11 protein-coding genes and 1 pseudogene are annotated in these 14,768 nt (G+C 51.0%); 3 read left to right on the forward strand and 9 right to left on the reverse strand.

Annotated elements, in window-relative coordinates:
* The 3 genes from P0H77_RS20880 (at position 1) to P0H77_RS20890 (ending at position 4,990) form a co-directional block, all read left to right on the forward strand.
* Positions 1 to 1,353 (forward strand): TolC family outer membrane protein, encoded by a 1,353-nt coding sequence (locus P0H77_RS20880; protein WP_276159085.1) that lies wholly within the window; start codon positions 1 to 3, stop codon positions 1,351 to 1,353.
* Positions 1,354 to 1,461: 108 nt separating this feature from the next.
* Positions 1,462 to 3,648, forward strand: a complete 2,187-nt coding sequence (locus tag P0H77_RS20885) for a type I secretion system permease/ATPase (RefSeq protein ID WP_276159086.1) — start codon at positions 1,462 to 1,464, stop codon at positions 3,646 to 3,648.
* Positions 3,635 to 4,990 carry an HlyD family type I secretion periplasmic adaptor subunit gene (locus P0H77_RS20890; RefSeq protein ID WP_276159087.1) on the forward strand — a complete coding sequence of 452 codons (1,356 nt, stop codon included), beginning with the start codon at positions 3,635 to 3,637 and terminating at the stop codon, positions 4,988 to 4,990. The genes P0H77_RS20885 and P0H77_RS20890 overlap by 14 nt, the downstream gene beginning before the upstream one ends.
* A 296-nt stretch (positions 4,991 to 5,286) precedes the next feature.
* On the opposite strand, the gene P0H77_RS20895 is transcribed toward P0H77_RS20890, so the two are convergent.
* The 9 genes and pseudogenes from P0H77_RS20895 to crfC form a co-directional block, all read right to left on the reverse strand.
* A complete protein-coding gene (locus tag P0H77_RS20895) occupies positions 5,287 to 5,577 on the reverse strand; it encodes a bacteriocin immunity protein (protein WP_276159088.1) in 291 nt (96 codons plus the stop codon).
* Positions 5,578 to 5,581: 4 nt separating this feature from the next.
* Positions 5,582 to 5,965 (reverse strand): annotated as a pseudogene (locus P0H77_RS20900) (HNH endonuclease); the annotation flags it as partial.
* 140 nt (positions 5,966 to 6,105) lie between these two features.
* Positions 6,106 to 6,396, reverse strand: a complete 291-nt coding sequence (locus P0H77_RS20905; RefSeq protein WP_276159089.1) for a bacteriocin immunity protein — start codon at positions 6,394 to 6,396, stop codon at positions 6,106 to 6,108.
* A 2-nt stretch (positions 6,397 to 6,398) separates the two neighbouring features.
* Positions 6,399 to 6,743 (reverse strand): HNH endonuclease signature motif containing protein, encoded by a 345-nt coding sequence (locus tag P0H77_RS20910; protein WP_276159090.1) that lies wholly within the window; start codon positions 6,741 to 6,743, stop codon positions 6,399 to 6,401.
* A 178-nt stretch (positions 6,744 to 6,921) separates the two neighbouring features.
* Positions 6,922 to 7,212: a bacteriocin immunity protein gene (locus P0H77_RS20915; RefSeq protein WP_276159091.1), complete on the reverse strand. Its 291-nt coding sequence runs from the start codon at positions 7,210 to 7,212 to the stop codon at positions 6,922 to 6,924.
* Between the two features lie 4 nt (positions 7,213 to 7,216).
* Complete coding sequence (gene tssD / locus P0H77_RS20920; protein ID WP_276159092.1) at positions 7,217 to 8,983, reverse strand: type VI secretion system tube protein TssD; 1,767 nt, start codon at positions 8,981 to 8,983, stop codon at positions 7,217 to 7,219.
* 334 nt (positions 8,984 to 9,317) lie between these two features.
* On the reverse strand, positions 9,318 to 10,820 hold the full coding sequence (gene proP / locus P0H77_RS20925; protein ID WP_276159093.1) for a glycine betaine/L-proline transporter ProP: 1,503 nt from the start codon (positions 10,818 to 10,820) through the stop codon (positions 9,318 to 9,320).
* 278 nt (positions 10,821 to 11,098) lie between these two features.
* Entirely contained in the window at positions 11,099 to 11,986 is an 888-nt protein-coding gene (locus P0H77_RS20930; RefSeq protein ID WP_276159094.1) for a diguanylate cyclase regulator RdcB family protein, read from the reverse strand.
* Positions 11,983 to 14,325, reverse strand: coding sequence for a clamp-binding protein CrfC (gene crfC / locus P0H77_RS20935; protein ID WP_276159095.1), 2,343 nt, complete (start codon positions 14,323 to 14,325; stop codon positions 11,983 to 11,985). Before crfC ends, P0H77_RS20930 begins: the two co-directional genes overlap by 4 nt.
* Positions 14,326 to 14,768: the final 443 nt, after the last annotated feature.

The raw sequence follows: 14,768 nt of genomic DNA on the forward strand, positions 1-14,768 counted from the left end.
ATGAAATATCGCAGCCAATTATTATCAGGGCTATCCCTTTCGCTGCTGACGCTGAGCGCGGCACATGCCACGACGCTCGAAAAAGCAATTAAAGATACGCTGGCCTGGCACCCGGAAGTCAGTTCATCGTCCAATAGCCGTTACTCAGCGGATCAGGATCTGCGTTCGGCGAAGGGTGGTTATCTGCCGTCGCTGGATGTACAGGCTGGCACCGGCTGGGAGCAGACGGATAACGCCACCACGCGCGCGTCAGGCGATCATCAGCGCGATCTGAACCGCAGTGAATCCAGCATTACGCTGACCCAGAACCTGTTTAACGGTTTTGCCACCACCAGCGAGGTTGCCCGCCAGAAAGCGACGGTAAACTCACGTGCCTGGACGGTGCTGAATACCAGCGAAACTACCGCGCTGACCGCCGTGCAAACGTATATTGGCGTGCTGATGCGGCAGAAAATGGTCGCTCTGGCAGAAGAGAACCTGAAAAATCATGAACGCGTGTTCGATCAGATCCGGCTGCGTACCGAGCAGGGCGTTGGCCGTCAGGCCGATTATGAGCAGGCAGAGGCCCGTCTGGCGCAGGCGCGAAACAACCTGTTGACCGAGCAGACCAATCTGGAAGATGCAAAGGCCAATTATCAAAGCGTTACCGGAAATGAACCCGACAATCTGACCATGCCGATGAAGTTCCCGGTGCCCGCGTCGCTGGAAGAAGCAAAACGCGACATGCTGGAAAACAGCCCGCTGTTAAAACAGGCAGCAGCAGACGTCGAGGCGACCCATCAGCAGTATGAAGCCCAGAAATCACGCTTTTATCCTGATGTGAACATGGAAGTCGGCAGGACAATGAATGACAACATCGACGGCACGCGCGGCCATGACCAGGAGTGGCAGGCGATGGTGCGGATGCGCTACAACCTGTATAACGGCGGCAGCGATAAGGCCACCCTCACCTCCTACGCCTATAAAATGAAAGAGGCAGAGGATGTCCGCAATAACGCCCTGCGCCAGTTGAATGAAGAGCTGCGTCTGTCGTGGAACGCCCTGCAAAACGCCGAGAAACAGGTGCCGATCGCCAAAGAGTATGCGGATCGCAGTATGACCGTGCGTACGGCTTATCAGGAACAGTTTAGCCTCGGCGATCGTACCCTGCTGGATATGCTGGACAGTGAAAACGAAGTTTTTACCGCCCAGCGGCGCTACGTTGAGCTACAGTTTACCGAGATGTTTAATACCTACCGTATTAGCGCCCGGACGGGTTTATTGTTGAAAACGCTGAATATCCAGCCGCCGTCCGCCGCACAGCCGCTCGATGATATGCAGACGTCAAAAAACGAGTTACCGGAACTTAAATAAATCTTATATTAAAAAGATCTGATGGGTTATTTCACGTACTGGCTGCGGAAATAACCCGTTTTTACTTATGCCTGCGTTGGATCCACCAACGGTAATAAAGGTCAGGTTATGGCTGCTTACCCCGATATCCAGGATCTCTCAGAATCTCCTGTCGATAACGCGTTTAAAAATGACCCGCGACAGCATCATGATGATCCGCTGTTAGATTGTTTAATGGTGATGTGTAAACTGCACGGTATTATCGCAACACGCACCATGCTCAGCGCCGGGCTGCCGCTGTCGGCGCACTCGCTGACGCTCAGCACCTTTCCCCGCGCGGCGCAGCGCGCCGGGCTGAAAGCCAGAGCGATCCAGCGTTCGCTCGATAAGATAACCGCGCTTTCGCTACCGGCCATTGTGCTGTTAACTCACGAGCGCGCCGCCGTACTGCTCGGGTGGGATGAGGAGGGACAGGCGCGTCTGCTGCCGAGTGAAACCGAAGGCGGCGAAATCCGCGTGCCGCGCGAAACGCTTGAGGAGTACTATGCAGGCAAGGTGATTTTCATTCAGCCGGAGCATGAATATGATACCCAGCCGACCGCGACGATCCCGCGCACCAGGAACTGGTTCCGGGATACGTTATCGCTCTCCCGCTTTCTGTATGTGGATGCGGTCGTCGCCAGCTTTATTATTAATATTATCGCCCTGTCGACGCCGCTGTTCGTAATGAATGTCTACGATCGCGTGGTGCCCAATCAGGCCACGGCTACGCTGTGGGTGCTGGCAATCGGTATCACGATTGCGTTTGTGTTTGATTTTATTCTCAAGATCTTACGCAGTATCTGCCTCGATCTGGCAGGCAAAAAGACCGATTTGATTGTTTCCGCCGCGCTGTTTGAACGTCTTCTGGGAATGAAAATAAAGACGCGCCCCAAACGCGTCGGCAGCTTCGCGCAGAATTTTCAGGAATTCCAGTCGCTGCGTGATTTTCTCTCATCGCTGACGCTGACCGCGCTGATTGACCTGCCTTTTACCCTGCTGATCCTGCTGGTAATTGGTCTCATTGGCGGCCCGCTGGTATTTATTCCGCTGCTGGCGTATCCCGTCGCGCTGCTGGTGAACTGGGCTATTCAGCGTCCGCTGCTTTCCACTATCGAAAAAACCTATAAGCTCGCCAATGAGCGCCAGGCGATGCTGATTGAAACGCTGGGCGGTCTGGATGCCATTAAGATCAATAACGCCCAGAGTGACCGCCAGTACCAGTGGGAGCAGATTATCGGCCAGCTCAGCAAGCTGGAGATGCGGGTGAAGTCCCTCTCTTATGTGGCGGTGAATTTTACCACCTGGCTGCAGCAGATCTGCGGCGTGTCAATCGTGGTGGCCGGGGTCTATATCATTATCAGTGGCAATCTGAGCATGGGCGGGCTGATTGCCTGCTATTTGTTGACCCGCCGCGCGATGATCCCGGTCAGCCACCTTTGCAGCCTGGTGACACGCTACCAGCGCGCCAGTATGACTAAAACAACCATTGACCGCATGATGTCCCTGGAACAGGAAAGCGAGCAGGTTGAGGTGCCGTTAAAACGTGAAACGCTCTCCGGCGCGATTGAACTGCGCGACGTCACGTTCAGCTATCCCGATAACCAGAATGCCGCGCTGGTCAATGTGTCACTGAGTATCGCGCCCGGTGAAAAAGTGGGGATTATCGGGCGCAGCGGATCGGGAAAAAGCTCGCTGGCAAAGCTGCTGCTCGGTTTTTACCAGCCGGAGGCGGGCAGCGTGCTGATTGACGGCATTGATGCCCGGCAAATTGACGTGCACGATCTGCGAAACAACATCGGCTATGCGCCGCAGGATGTACATCTGTTCAGCGGCACGTTGCGCGATAATCTGTTATTCGGTGCGAGCTATGTCGATGAAGAAACCATGCTGCGCGCGGCGCAAATCAGCGGCGTCCACGAGTTCGCCCGCCGTCACCCGTCTGGTTACAGTATGCAGGTGGGCGAGCGCGGGATGACTCTTTCCGGCGGTCAGCGCCAGGCGGTAACCCTTGCGCGCTCGCTGCTGCTCGATCCCCCCGTGCTGTTGATGGATGAACCGACCAGTTCAATGGACAACACCAGCGAAGATCTGATTAAGAAAGCGCTTACGACGGCAATCGGCCAAAAAACGCTGCTGCTGGTCACGCATCGCGCCTCCCTGCTGTCGCTGGTCGATCGGCTGATTATTCTCGATAACGGTAAAATTATTGCCGACGGACCGAAAGAGAGCGTAATGAGCGCGCTGAAAAAAGGACAGATCCATGCGAACCGCTAACCGTCTGCTGAACTGGCTCTCCGGCGCTAAAAAAGCGAATCAGTTCTCCACCAGCGAGGTGAATAAGGCGCTGCTGGATGACTCGCCTCGCGTGGTGCGTATTACGCTATGGGCAATTTTTGCCTTTTTTCTGGCGCTGATTATCTGGGCCTCGCTTGCCAGTATTGATGAAGTCACGCGCGGCGAAGGACGCGCGATCCCCTCCTCCCGGCTGCAAAAGGTGCAAAACCTGGAAGGTGGAATTGTGGCGCAGGTGTTTGTCCACGAAGGGGAGGTGGTGCAGGCAGGCGCGCCGCTGCTGCGCCTGGACGATACCCGATTCAAATCCAACGCCGGAGAAACGGAAGCTGACCGGCTGTCGTTGCAGGCACGTATTCAGCGTCTTAACGCACAGTTAAACGGCCAGCAAACGCTGACGCTTAATCCGGAGATCGTCAAACAAGCACCGGACATCGCTCAGGGGGAAATCGACCTCTTTAACAGCGTTAATAAACGCATTCAGGACGAAATTGCCGGGCTAAACGAGCAACTGGTACAGAAAAAGCAGGATTTGCTCGACTATCAGGCGAAACAGGCGCAGTTCCGCAGCAGCCTGCGCCTGCTCCAGCAGGAAATCTCCATGTCCGTACCGCTGGTGGCGAAAGGTGCGATTTCCAAAGTAGAAGTGTTGAGGCTCCAGCGCTCTGAAGTGGACACGCGCGGCCAGCTGGATTCCGTCACCCTCTCCATCCCCGGCGCAGAAGCGGCGATTAAGGAAATACAGAGCAAAATTGCCGAAACCCAGGGGCGCTATCGCAGCGATGCCCTTTCACAACTGAATGAAGCGCGTACCGATCTGAGTAAGACAGAAGCATCGGGCAAAGCGATTGAAGATCGGGTTAACCGTACGCTGGTCACCTCGCCTGTAAGAGGTATCGTGCAGCAGCTGTTAGTGAATACTATCGGCGGCGTCATCCAGCCGGGCAACGACCTGGTGGAGATTGTGCCGCTGGATGACACGCTGCTGATTGAAACCAAAATCCGCCCGCAGGATATTGCCTTTCTGCATCCGGGTCAGCGGGCGATCGTCAAATTTACCGCTTACGACTACACCATTTATGGCGGTCTGGAAGGCAAACTTGAGCAGATCAGCCCGGATACGGTGACCGACAAAGACGGTAAAAGTTACTATGTGATCCGGCTGCGCACCGATAAAAACCATCTCGGCAGCGACAGCAAACCGCTGTTAATTATCCCCGGCATGGTCGCCTCGGTGGATATCATCACCGGCAAGAAAACCATCCTTGCTTACCTGATGAAACCAATCCTGCGCGCCAGAGCAGAAGCGTTTCGCGAGCGTTAAGGAGATGCCCGGCGCGCCGGGCATCAGCGGTTAATGACAGACATGGTGTAGCTATTGTGCACTGTTTTGCCAGGCGGGGGCTTCGCCTTACCCGGACTGGGAAACGGATCAATATCAACATATCATTCGCCATCCGCGATCAAAACGTTATTACTCATCCGTAGGCCTGTGCAAGCGAAGCGCCGCCAGGCATTGTTCTGCGGTATAACGTTTGCCAGCGACCTTGAGCCTAAGCATGATAAAAAAACAATCCGTTAATATTACCTATTTTTACTGGCAACAAGGCGCTTTGGAGATCACTTTGAATCTTTAAATAAAGGTAATCCCTGAGAGCGTCGCCATTCTTTGACGATTTTCAGGATATTTTCAGGTTCATCATCACCCCGTTTTTCTGGATAAAAAATTAGATCTCCCTTTGCTGGATGCTCGGTTATTTTGATAAAATAATCCACCATATCATCAACATACCTTTCTAATTCTTTTCCTTTTAACGTTTTATCTTTACTCGTTACATTTATTATTTGCTCGAGAAGCTCAAAAAATTCCTCCTCTGTAATATCCTCAATATTTTTTTTAAAGCTAATCATATAGTTATCTCCTGTAGTGGATTTCATCGTGTAGTCGTGGTGTAACAACCCTCAAATTATCAATATCATACACTTCCCCTCCTTGCCCTATCTTGACCAAATGATGTATCTGGAATTTTTTTACTATCTCATTAGGACCGTGATAATAACCTTCTTCGGGAACATATGGGGTGTACCCTTTACTGATAATATTTTGATTACTTTTTATAAACTGCTCCCTAAGCTCAGGATCCTGACTCACCTCCAGCCACAGCGCCTCCCGGAATTTATCAAAATTTTTAAACTCCCGTCCGCGTAATTTATCAGCAATATGCGCCGGGATGGGCGCGCCGTCGCCGTTATTGGTCACCGACATATCCAGCCAGCCAGTGTGCGGTGAAAGCGGGACATTGACAAAATGATGTAATTAGATTTCAGTATTTTTTGACCTTTTTCTTTAAGACCCACCGCAGTATTATTTCATGTTGTTAACATCATCGCGTTAGCCAGCCACACACGATGATGTTAACAAATTATTTATTGCCTTTTTTATTTAGAATCCTTAAACAAGGGGAGGCCCTGTGAGCGTCGCCACTCTTTAACGATTTTCAGGATGTTTTCAGGCTCACGCGCTTCTGGTGATTCAGGATAGAAGATAAGATCGCTACCAGCAGGGTGTGCAGTGATCGCCATAAAATGATCGGTCAGACGGTCAATATAATCTTCTACTTCATCATCATTTAATGATTTATCTTGTCTCGTAGAATTTCTAAACTCGCCCAGTAACTCAAGAAAATCCTCCTCTGTATAATCCTCAATTTTCTCTCTAAAGCTAATCATAGTTATCTCCTGTAGTGAATTTCATCATGTAGCAGAGGTGTTACAATCCTCAAGTTATCAATAACATAAACACTACCACCATGCTCAATTGCAGTAGCATGGTGTATCTGAAATCTTTTAACTATTTCTTTGGGTCCAATATAGTGCCCACTTTTAAAAGAAAAAGGAGCACGGCCCCGACTTAGTTTGTCCTGATTATCCTCATTAAACTGCGCCATCAACTCCGGATCCTTGCTTATCTCCAGCCACAGCGCTTCCCGGAAATCATCAAAGGTCTTAAACTCCCGTCCGCGTAATTTATCAGCAATATGCGCCGGGATAGGTGCGCCGTCGCCGTTATTGGTCACTGACATATCCAGCCAGCGAGTGTGCGGTGAAAGCGGGACATTGATAAAATGATGTAATTAGATTTCAGTATTTTTTGAACCTTTTTCTTTAAGACCCACCGCAGTATTATTTCATGTTGTTAACATCATCGCGTTAGCCAGACACGATGATGTTCCATATATGATTTTATTACCTGCTTCACTTAGAGCCTTTAAACAAAGGCAGCCCCTGCGAACGCCGCCATTCCTTGACGATTCTTACAACATTTTCAGATGAGTCATCGCCCGGTTTTTCTGGATAAAATAGCAGGTCTCCTTCTGCCGGATGCTCTGTGATTTTAATAAAATGTTCTACAATAGCATCAACATAGTCCTCTAGTTGCTTTCCTTTTAAGGATTTATTTTTTCTTGTTGAACTCATCAACTCTCCAAGAAGCTCCATAAATTCTTCTTCAGTATAATCTTCAAATTTTTCTTTGAAAGAAAACATGCTTTTATCTCCTGTAGTGAATCTCGTCATGTAGTCGAGGCGTAACGATTCTCAAATTATCAATATTGTAAACTTCTCCGCCATTCTCAATCGCAATCCGGTGGTGTATCTGAAATTTATTAATTATTCTTTTTGGACCATAATAATAGCCTTCCTTAGAAGTATAAGGTGCATGAGTTTGATTGAGAGCATCTTTATTTCTTTCTTTAAACTGCGCCATCAACTCCGGATCCTTGCTTATCTCCAGCCACAGCGCCTCCCGGAATTTATCAAAATTTTTAAACTCCCGCCCGCGTAATTTATCAGCGATATGCGCCGGGATGGGTGCGCCGTCGCCGTTATTGGTCACTGACATATCCAGCCAGTATTTCCCTGGTGAAAGCGGGACGCCATTTCCTGTCACAACGCCGGGCAGCTTTCGCGGATCTTCTTTCAGGTAAACATAGATCGGCTTAATGCCGGAGCCCGCCGGAAAGACCAGAATATAATCGTTAAAATCTTTTACGTCGGGAACCGGGAATGGCGGCGTGGTCCAGGTATCTGTGCCGTCCGGGATCGGCGTCACCAGAATGGTGGGCTGATCCAGCGGGGGTGTGTCGTTACCGGTATGGCCGGGAACATTGCCATGTTCCGGGTTTTCCGGCGTCCAGGTGATTAGGGGTCCGTCGACATCATGGGCGGGGGTGAATTCGTAACGCTGCGTGTCCTCGTTCCACAGCATGTTCGCCACGCGGACGTTTTCATACGGCGTACCTTCCCCCGTGTGCACGCCATACACCTGCGGCCTGCCGTGAATATCGGTTCCCCAGAAAAAACGCACCCGGGTGGTGGCAGTACTGCCTGCCAGCGCTTTCTGGCGCAGCTCTTCCTCATACCAGAACTCATCACGTCCGGGGACGCGGGCGCTGCCCTCGCCTGCAGAGGGAATATACAGGGCAGATGCCAGCGCGCCGATATACGGTACGTATCTTGCCACCCCTAATACGCCACTAAGCGACCATTCGCCCCAGCCCCGGGTAGCAAGAGGCCCGCCTGATACCAGAGGAAAAGACGCGTTTTCTGCGTCATGTGGATGACGATATCCGCAGCAATCATCAACCACCGGCTGGGCAAAAATGGCCACCTGCCCGAAGTTTTCAGCGGGTTCTTCTGCCGTTCCGGCGTCCGTGCACCCTTTCTCCTTCAGACAGGATTTGGCGTAGACCGGGGTAACCTGTGGCGCAGGGGGTGGCAGGTTAACAACCGGTAGCGGTTCAGGTTTACGATTGCTGGCGGGTGGGCTTTGAGGGGGAATGAACAGGCTATTGTAGCCAGCAGGAAAAGCCAGCCAGTCAAATTCCGTACTGGCTATCAGATGTTTACATAATATGTAGTCATAGTCGACGGTGATATATTCGGTATCAAGGTTATTATGAGAAATGCTTACATGAACAGCGGTTAATGAAGCATTCCTGAGCTGAATATAATAATAGCGTTCCCGGTGTCCGGTTTTATTTATCCGATAAAAATAAATTTCAATGAATAACCGCTCATTCTGGTTTATGGCGTTGCAGAGCAGCGGAGAGCTTTTATCGATGAGCTTGCAAAACGTAAGCCCCTGGAGATTAACACCTTTACCGGTACTGGTAAGTCTATTGCTTAATGCAAAAACAAAAATTTCATCTTCATGGCCGACCTGCCAGCGGTTGCCAACCGATTCATATGTCCCACACCCTGAAGAAATATCACCCTGCTTCTCGCCGACTATTCTCAGATAAACAAGAACGCTCATTCCCTGTCATTTCTGCTGTTCCATGATGATTTTATTAAACGCCCGACATAGCCACAATTCAATCAGAAGTGCTTTACAATGAAGATTATTTTATTAGATTAACATCATCTTTCAGGACGCAAAGATTTATTTAAACAGCTGCATTACAAATTAGATAGATCACCAACATTTATTTAATTAGCGGCCACATTTTTTTCTGCGCAAGGAGCGAAATAAATTGCCAACCTTCTTAATTTCGCCCATTCCGGCTGGTGATTTGCGCTGTCTGAAGACAGTTCAAATCACTCAACCGGAATGGGTTTCCTTCTGGCAAACAACGACTGTACGAATCAGCTTAGTCGTTAATCACCGGATGCTGCTGCACCAGACGCGAACGTTTTTCCTGAAGATCGGCAATCTCTTTGTCAATATCTTCGATTTTCTGCTCGATATTGTCGTGATGCTCCTGAAGAATTTCCTTCGCTTCCTGGAGGTCAGATGCCGCAGGGGTGGCGCCTTTCAGCGGCAGATTCGCGGTTTCCTTCATCGTCAGGCCGGTAATCAAACCAATCGCCGCAACGACCATCAGATAATACGCCGGCATCATCAGGTTCTGCGTGCTTTCCACCAGCCAGGCGGCCAGCGTCGGCGTCAGACCGGCAATCAGGATCGAGATGTTAAACGAGCTGGCAAGCGCACTGTAACGCAGGTGCGTCGGGAACATCGCCGGCAGCGTGGAGGCCATCACCCCGGTGAAGCAGTTCAGCACTACCGCCAGGATCAGCAGACCGGCAAAGATCAAGCCGAGGACATCACTGTTGATCAGGATGAACGCCGGGATTGCCAGGGCAAACAGCGCGATACTCCCCAACAGCACGAAAGGACGACGGCCAAAACGGTCACTCAGCAGTCCCATAATGGGCTGAACAAACAGCATGCCGATCATGATAGCGATGATAATCAGCACCCCATGATCTTCCGAATAGTGCAGGTTATGCGACAGGTAGCTCGGCATGTAGGTAAGCAGCATGTAATAGGTCACGTTGGTCGCGATGACCAGACCAATACAGGTCAGCAGGCTGCGCCAGTGTTTGGTAGCGATTTCCTTAAAGGATACTTTCGGACCTTCCTGGAGTCCCTGACGATCGCCCTGCTCAAGCTTATCGACATGTTGCTGGAATGCCGGTGTCTCTTCCAGCGCATGACGCAGATAGAGACCAATCAGGCCCAGCGGCAGTGCCAGGAAGAACGGAATACGCCAGCCCCAGTCAAGGAAGTTGACTTCACCGACAATTGCCGACAGCAGGACAACGACCCCTGCCCCGAGCACAAATCCGGCAATGGAACCGAAGTCCAGCCAGCTTCCCATAAACCCACGTTTACGGTCGGGAGAGTATTCGGCCACAAAGATGGATGCACCGGTGTATTCACCACCGACCGAGAATCCCTGCGCCATCTTACACAGCAACAGTAAGATCGGAGCCCAGATGCCAATCGATTCATAGGAAGGGATCAGGCCGATACAGAAGGTACTGACCGACATGATAATAATGGTGATAGACAGTATCTTCTGCCGACCGTATTTATCGCCAAGCATCCCGAAGAACAGGCCGCCTAACGGGCGAATCAGGAACGGAACGGAGAAGGTCCCGAGCGCAGCGATCATCTGCACGCTGGGGTTGGCATCAGGGAAAAAGACTTTACCCAACGCATAAGCGACAAAACCATAAACACCAAAATCAAACCACTCCATCGCGTTACCGAGCGATGCCGCGGTAATCGCTTTACGCAGTTTGGCATCATCAATGATGGTGACATCGCGCAGGGTGATTGGCTTTACTTTTTTCCTTTTAAGCATAGTTATCCTCGTTAACTTTCGCCCTGAATGACCAACGCAAACGCATCGTCAACCTTTGACGACGGCGGTTGTTCGCGAGCGGAACTTCATGATCGTCAATCCACACTTCAAGCGTAGCAGGTTTACTTATGCTGGCTGGCTAAAGCCTGCACAACTAAAACATTCATGCCATGAATAATGCATTACCCTACCAGCGTTTAAAAACGTGATCAACTTCACGAAATTCAGCCAGGTACGTTAACGGGGTTTATCGTGCTGCAAAAAAAGAAGAAGCGGCCTTACGCCAGGGTGAACGTATTCTCCTCCTGAAAAATTTCATCGACCATCGCTTCGGCCAGGCGCATGGCTGAACATAACCGTGGCATGCCCAGCGCGATGGTCTGCCAGGTCTGCGTCACCGACCAGCTCACCGGTTGGCGCTCGCTGTCGCACGCGCTGCCAAGCCAGCACAACATCTCTTTATGATCCATCGGTGCGGGAGCCATCGGCGTGCTCAGCCATTGATGATAAAAATGACGGGTGGCTGGCGCAGCGTTAATGCTTTGCGCCAGATACTCAGTGGCCGTCGCGCGTAAGTTATCCATCAGCAGCGCCTTTGCTTCCCCGGTTGCCAGGCGACAGGCATCGCCGAACGCTCCCCAGCGCAGTTCTTCCAGCGCGATGAAACAGCGGCCCGCCAGCGACCAGCCGCTGTAGCTTCCGGCATGCCAGCGGGTAAAAACCTGCTCGCTATGTTCGCCAGCCTGCACCATCAGACCGCGCCGGGATAAGGCACGTTGTTTATGTTCGGCACGGCGGAGAAATCGCTCTCCCGTAGTGGCATAGAGTTGCAGCACGCCGGGCGTCTCATTGCCCTTCTGTTGCAGGATATGCAGATGGTGGCCCATTTTGGTTAACGCCAGATAGCCAGGATCCAGCGTGCTGGCCAGTTTATCCGCCAGCCCCACCCGCATCGCCGGATGTTCACTGAGCGCATCTACCATTGACCAGGATCGGAGCTGTGCCTGCGCCATGATGTCATTCATCAAACGTTCGCGAAAACGTAGCTGCTGAGGGGTAATTGCCGTCTGCCGGGGGTTATTGATCCCCAACACCAGTTCGACGATAAACTTTGCGTGAACAGATTCAAGCGGGCGCGCAGGCCCATCCAGCAAGGGCGTATTCATGAGTTTTCAGCCGCAAAAAGAGTTTGAATATCATCGCGCAGTAAACGCGCGTCCTCCTGGATCCAGCGCACGGTGGTCAAACTGTGTTGCAGTTGCTGCCGCAATGCTTTGACCGTCGATTCACGCTGCTGACGTAAAGCTAGGCTGTCCTGCAAACTTTTTTGTAATCCACTCAGCGTTTGTGAAAACTCATTGAAAAAAGCATTCATTCCCGACGAGACTGAAAACTCAACCTGCGCGGCAACGGTGGTGATGAGCTGCGTATAAAAATCATCAACGTGGCAAATAATTTTTTCCTCCAGCGCGGTCAGGTCAATGACATAGCGCGTGGTGGAGATCACATAATCATCCCAGCCCCAGTTGGGATTATTTAACCAGCGTGATACCGCTTCGCGCATGCCAGACGTCCGCGTCGGCGCATCAGCGTCGTCCTTTTCGGCCACAATGATGTCATTAAATAATTGTGGCGCATGAAAACTCACACTATTCGTCTGAAATGCAGGCAGACCGATTCGCACGCCAAAACCGGACTGGCTGAGCTCTTGTTTTACCCGTTGTTCGATGGGCCGCAGCGTATCATTGAGCGTGCGCGTCAGGGTGGATTCTAACTGGCTAAAACGTGAGGTTAACTCGCGTGACGCCGTTTCCTGGGCCGCCGTCAGCGTGGTTTCACAGGCCATCCGAACTTTACTCAGCATAATCTGCGCCTGCCCTTCGTTACTCAGCACCAGTTGCTTGTGTCCGGTCTCATTATCCTGACGGAAATCGCCATGACTGGGCCCCATCAGGCTAAGCAAACGCATAGGCCGGAAACCGTCTTCTATTTCACGCCGGGTCTCACGCTGCTGCCTGCCAGCAAAATCGGCCACCATGGCGAGCAACTGCTCAACTTCATGATCGATTTCATCCCGCACGCTTTCCTGCTGGATCCGCAGTTGCGCCATGTCTTCTTCAAGCAGGGCAATGCTCCGCTGCAACTCTTCAAAGGTGACGGTCAGTCCCTGATGACGGAATTCAAGATATTCTCGCGCGCTTTGTGCGTAGTTCAGTAACTTGTGCGAGGCTGAGCGTAGGGCATAGAGAGAGGCGTTGGCGTGCGCGGCATGCAGCAGTTTGACGATCGGCAGCTCGAAAAGCGAGTCTTCCCAGAGTAGATCGGCGGCATGGCGGATGTGCTCAATATCATCCAGATCGGCAGTACGCCAGCGGCGCCCGAGCGCCGCCTCGGCAAAATCCTGTACCCAGGGTTGCTCTTCTGGATTAGGCAGTTGACCAAATGTCGCCAGTTGATAACGCGCGCGGTTGGCCAGGTAGCCCCACATGGAAGACACCGGGAAAATCTGCTCCGGTGAAATAAGACCTTTCATCAGCGTACCGGAGATTAACGCGCGCACCTGCTCAGCGTCATCGCTATTACGGTCTTTCTGATCGAACTTATTCACCAGCGCGTAGAGCGGCACCGTCTTGCCAACGGCGGAGATAGCCTGACGCACTTCATGATCGGAGATGGATTTGAGTTGCGTATAATCCATGACCGCCAGCACTGCCGAAGCGCGCGCCAGCTGTTCGTTAAGCATGTTTTGCAGATGCGGCTGCCCCGCTTCATTTGGCCCCGGCGTATCCAGTAAGGTCAGCTGACCCGGATGGGTATCCATACCAGATAAGTGAATAAATTCGACTTCGATGACCGGAATGTGTTCAATTACCGCATAATCCGGGAAGGGAAAATCGACATTCAGCGCCCGTGACAACCGGACCAGATCGTTGAGGCTTTTCAGGCAGCGAAAAATAGGTTCGGCACCCAGATAATGCTTTTCAAAAGCCACCCCATTCACAATGCTTTCCAGCAATAGCTCCATATCTTTATCGATTTCAAGATGTTGCGCCAGCGTCTCTCGATCGACCATCATGAGGCTGTTTTGCAGGACATGCATGAGTTTTTCAATAGGCGCAACATGGGAAAAATGCAGAATAGGCTCTTTCTGACCCGATGTATGGCGAATAAGCGTGGGTAACGCCGTCATGGGACGATTACGATTGGGTAAAACCTCTGTACCGACAATGGCATTGATCGTAGTGGATTTACCTGCTTTCATTGTACCAACAATAGCCAATACCATTTCCAGACGGGTAATTTTACGTAATTCATTATTTAATGTGGCTTGCTGAGTTTCGACCCCTCGCGCACTAAAATGGTGCTGATGTTGACTACCATTAATAGTAGGCGCGCCATCCAGATTCTCGGGAAGCGGTATTTTTATGGCCTGTAAATGATGCTGCGCAAGCTGCAACAGGCGTTCAGCTTCCTGACTTAATTCATAGATTGTCTGTGTGTACATGGTTAAAGTCTTCCCTTAACGCAAATTTTATTGGTTTTATTTTCCAGACTTTTTATTACCAATTTTTGTTATCTTTAATTTCTTATGGCAAATAGTTTTAAAGCCATATTACTCGCTGGCCTGAATTAATATATTTTTTTGATACTAAACGAGCAATACATAGCATACTCCCAGGAAAGCAGGAAAATGTTCAGCGTAGCTCATTTTTAATAATCACCCAGACATATCTTCGTATATCTGACCACAATGTGGAGGGCTGCCCACATGCAAATGCAGTGGTGGTTGGCAAGAAATCGCACTCTTATTAAGGGGAAATGCGTAGCTTCACCATATCCGAAATAGTGGAGGGTAGCAATTTCCCGCTATAAAAATTCTTTGCAGCGCCAGAGACGCGTACTCCCGGAAGTGCTTCGGACAAAGATCCAACAATAGCAGCAACAAAA

It is taken from the genome of Superficieibacter sp. HKU1 (assembly GCF_029319185.1).
Classification (GTDB): domain Bacteria; phylum Pseudomonadota; class Gammaproteobacteria; order Enterobacterales; family Enterobacteriaceae; genus Superficieibacter.

What these genes read in the sequence shown, in the direction of transcription:
- P0H77_RS20905 (WP_276159089.1), bottom strand. Translation starts at nt 6,396, where the DNA reads ATGATTAGCTTTAGAGAGAAAATTGAGGATTATACAGAGGAGGATTTT.
- P0H77_RS20885 (WP_276159086.1), top strand. Translation starts at nt 1,462, where the DNA reads ATGGCTGCTTACCCCGATATCCAGGATCTCTCAGAATCTCCTGTCGAT.
- crfC (WP_276159095.1), bottom strand. Translation starts at nt 14,325, where the DNA reads ATGTACACACAGACAATCTATGAATTAAGTCAGGAAGCTGAACGCCTG.
- P0H77_RS20930 (WP_276159094.1), bottom strand. Translation starts at nt 11,986, where the DNA reads ATGAATACGCCCTTGCTGGATGGGCCTGCGCGCCCGCTTGAATCTGTT.
- proP (WP_276159093.1), bottom strand. Translation starts at nt 10,820, where the DNA reads ATGCTTAAAAGGAAAAAAGTAAAGCCAATCACCCTGCGCGATGTCACC.
- P0H77_RS20880 (WP_276159085.1), top strand. Translation starts at nt 1, where the DNA reads ATGAAATATCGCAGCCAATTATTATCAGGGCTATCCCTTTCGCTGCTG.
- P0H77_RS20915 (WP_276159091.1), bottom strand. Translation starts at nt 7,212, where the DNA reads ATGTTTTCTTTCAAAGAAAAATTTGAAGATTATACTGAAGAAGAATTT.
- P0H77_RS20895 (WP_276159088.1), bottom strand. Translation starts at nt 5,577, where the DNA reads ATGATTAGCTTTAAAAAAAATATTGAGGATATTACAGAGGAGGAATTT.
- tssD (WP_276159092.1), bottom strand. Translation starts at nt 8,983, where the DNA reads ATGAGCGTTCTTGTTTATCTGAGAATAGTCGGCGAGAAGCAGGGTGAT.
- P0H77_RS20890 (WP_276159087.1), top strand. Translation starts at nt 3,635, where the DNA reads ATGCGAACCGCTAACCGTCTGCTGAACTGGCTCTCCGGCGCTAAAAAA.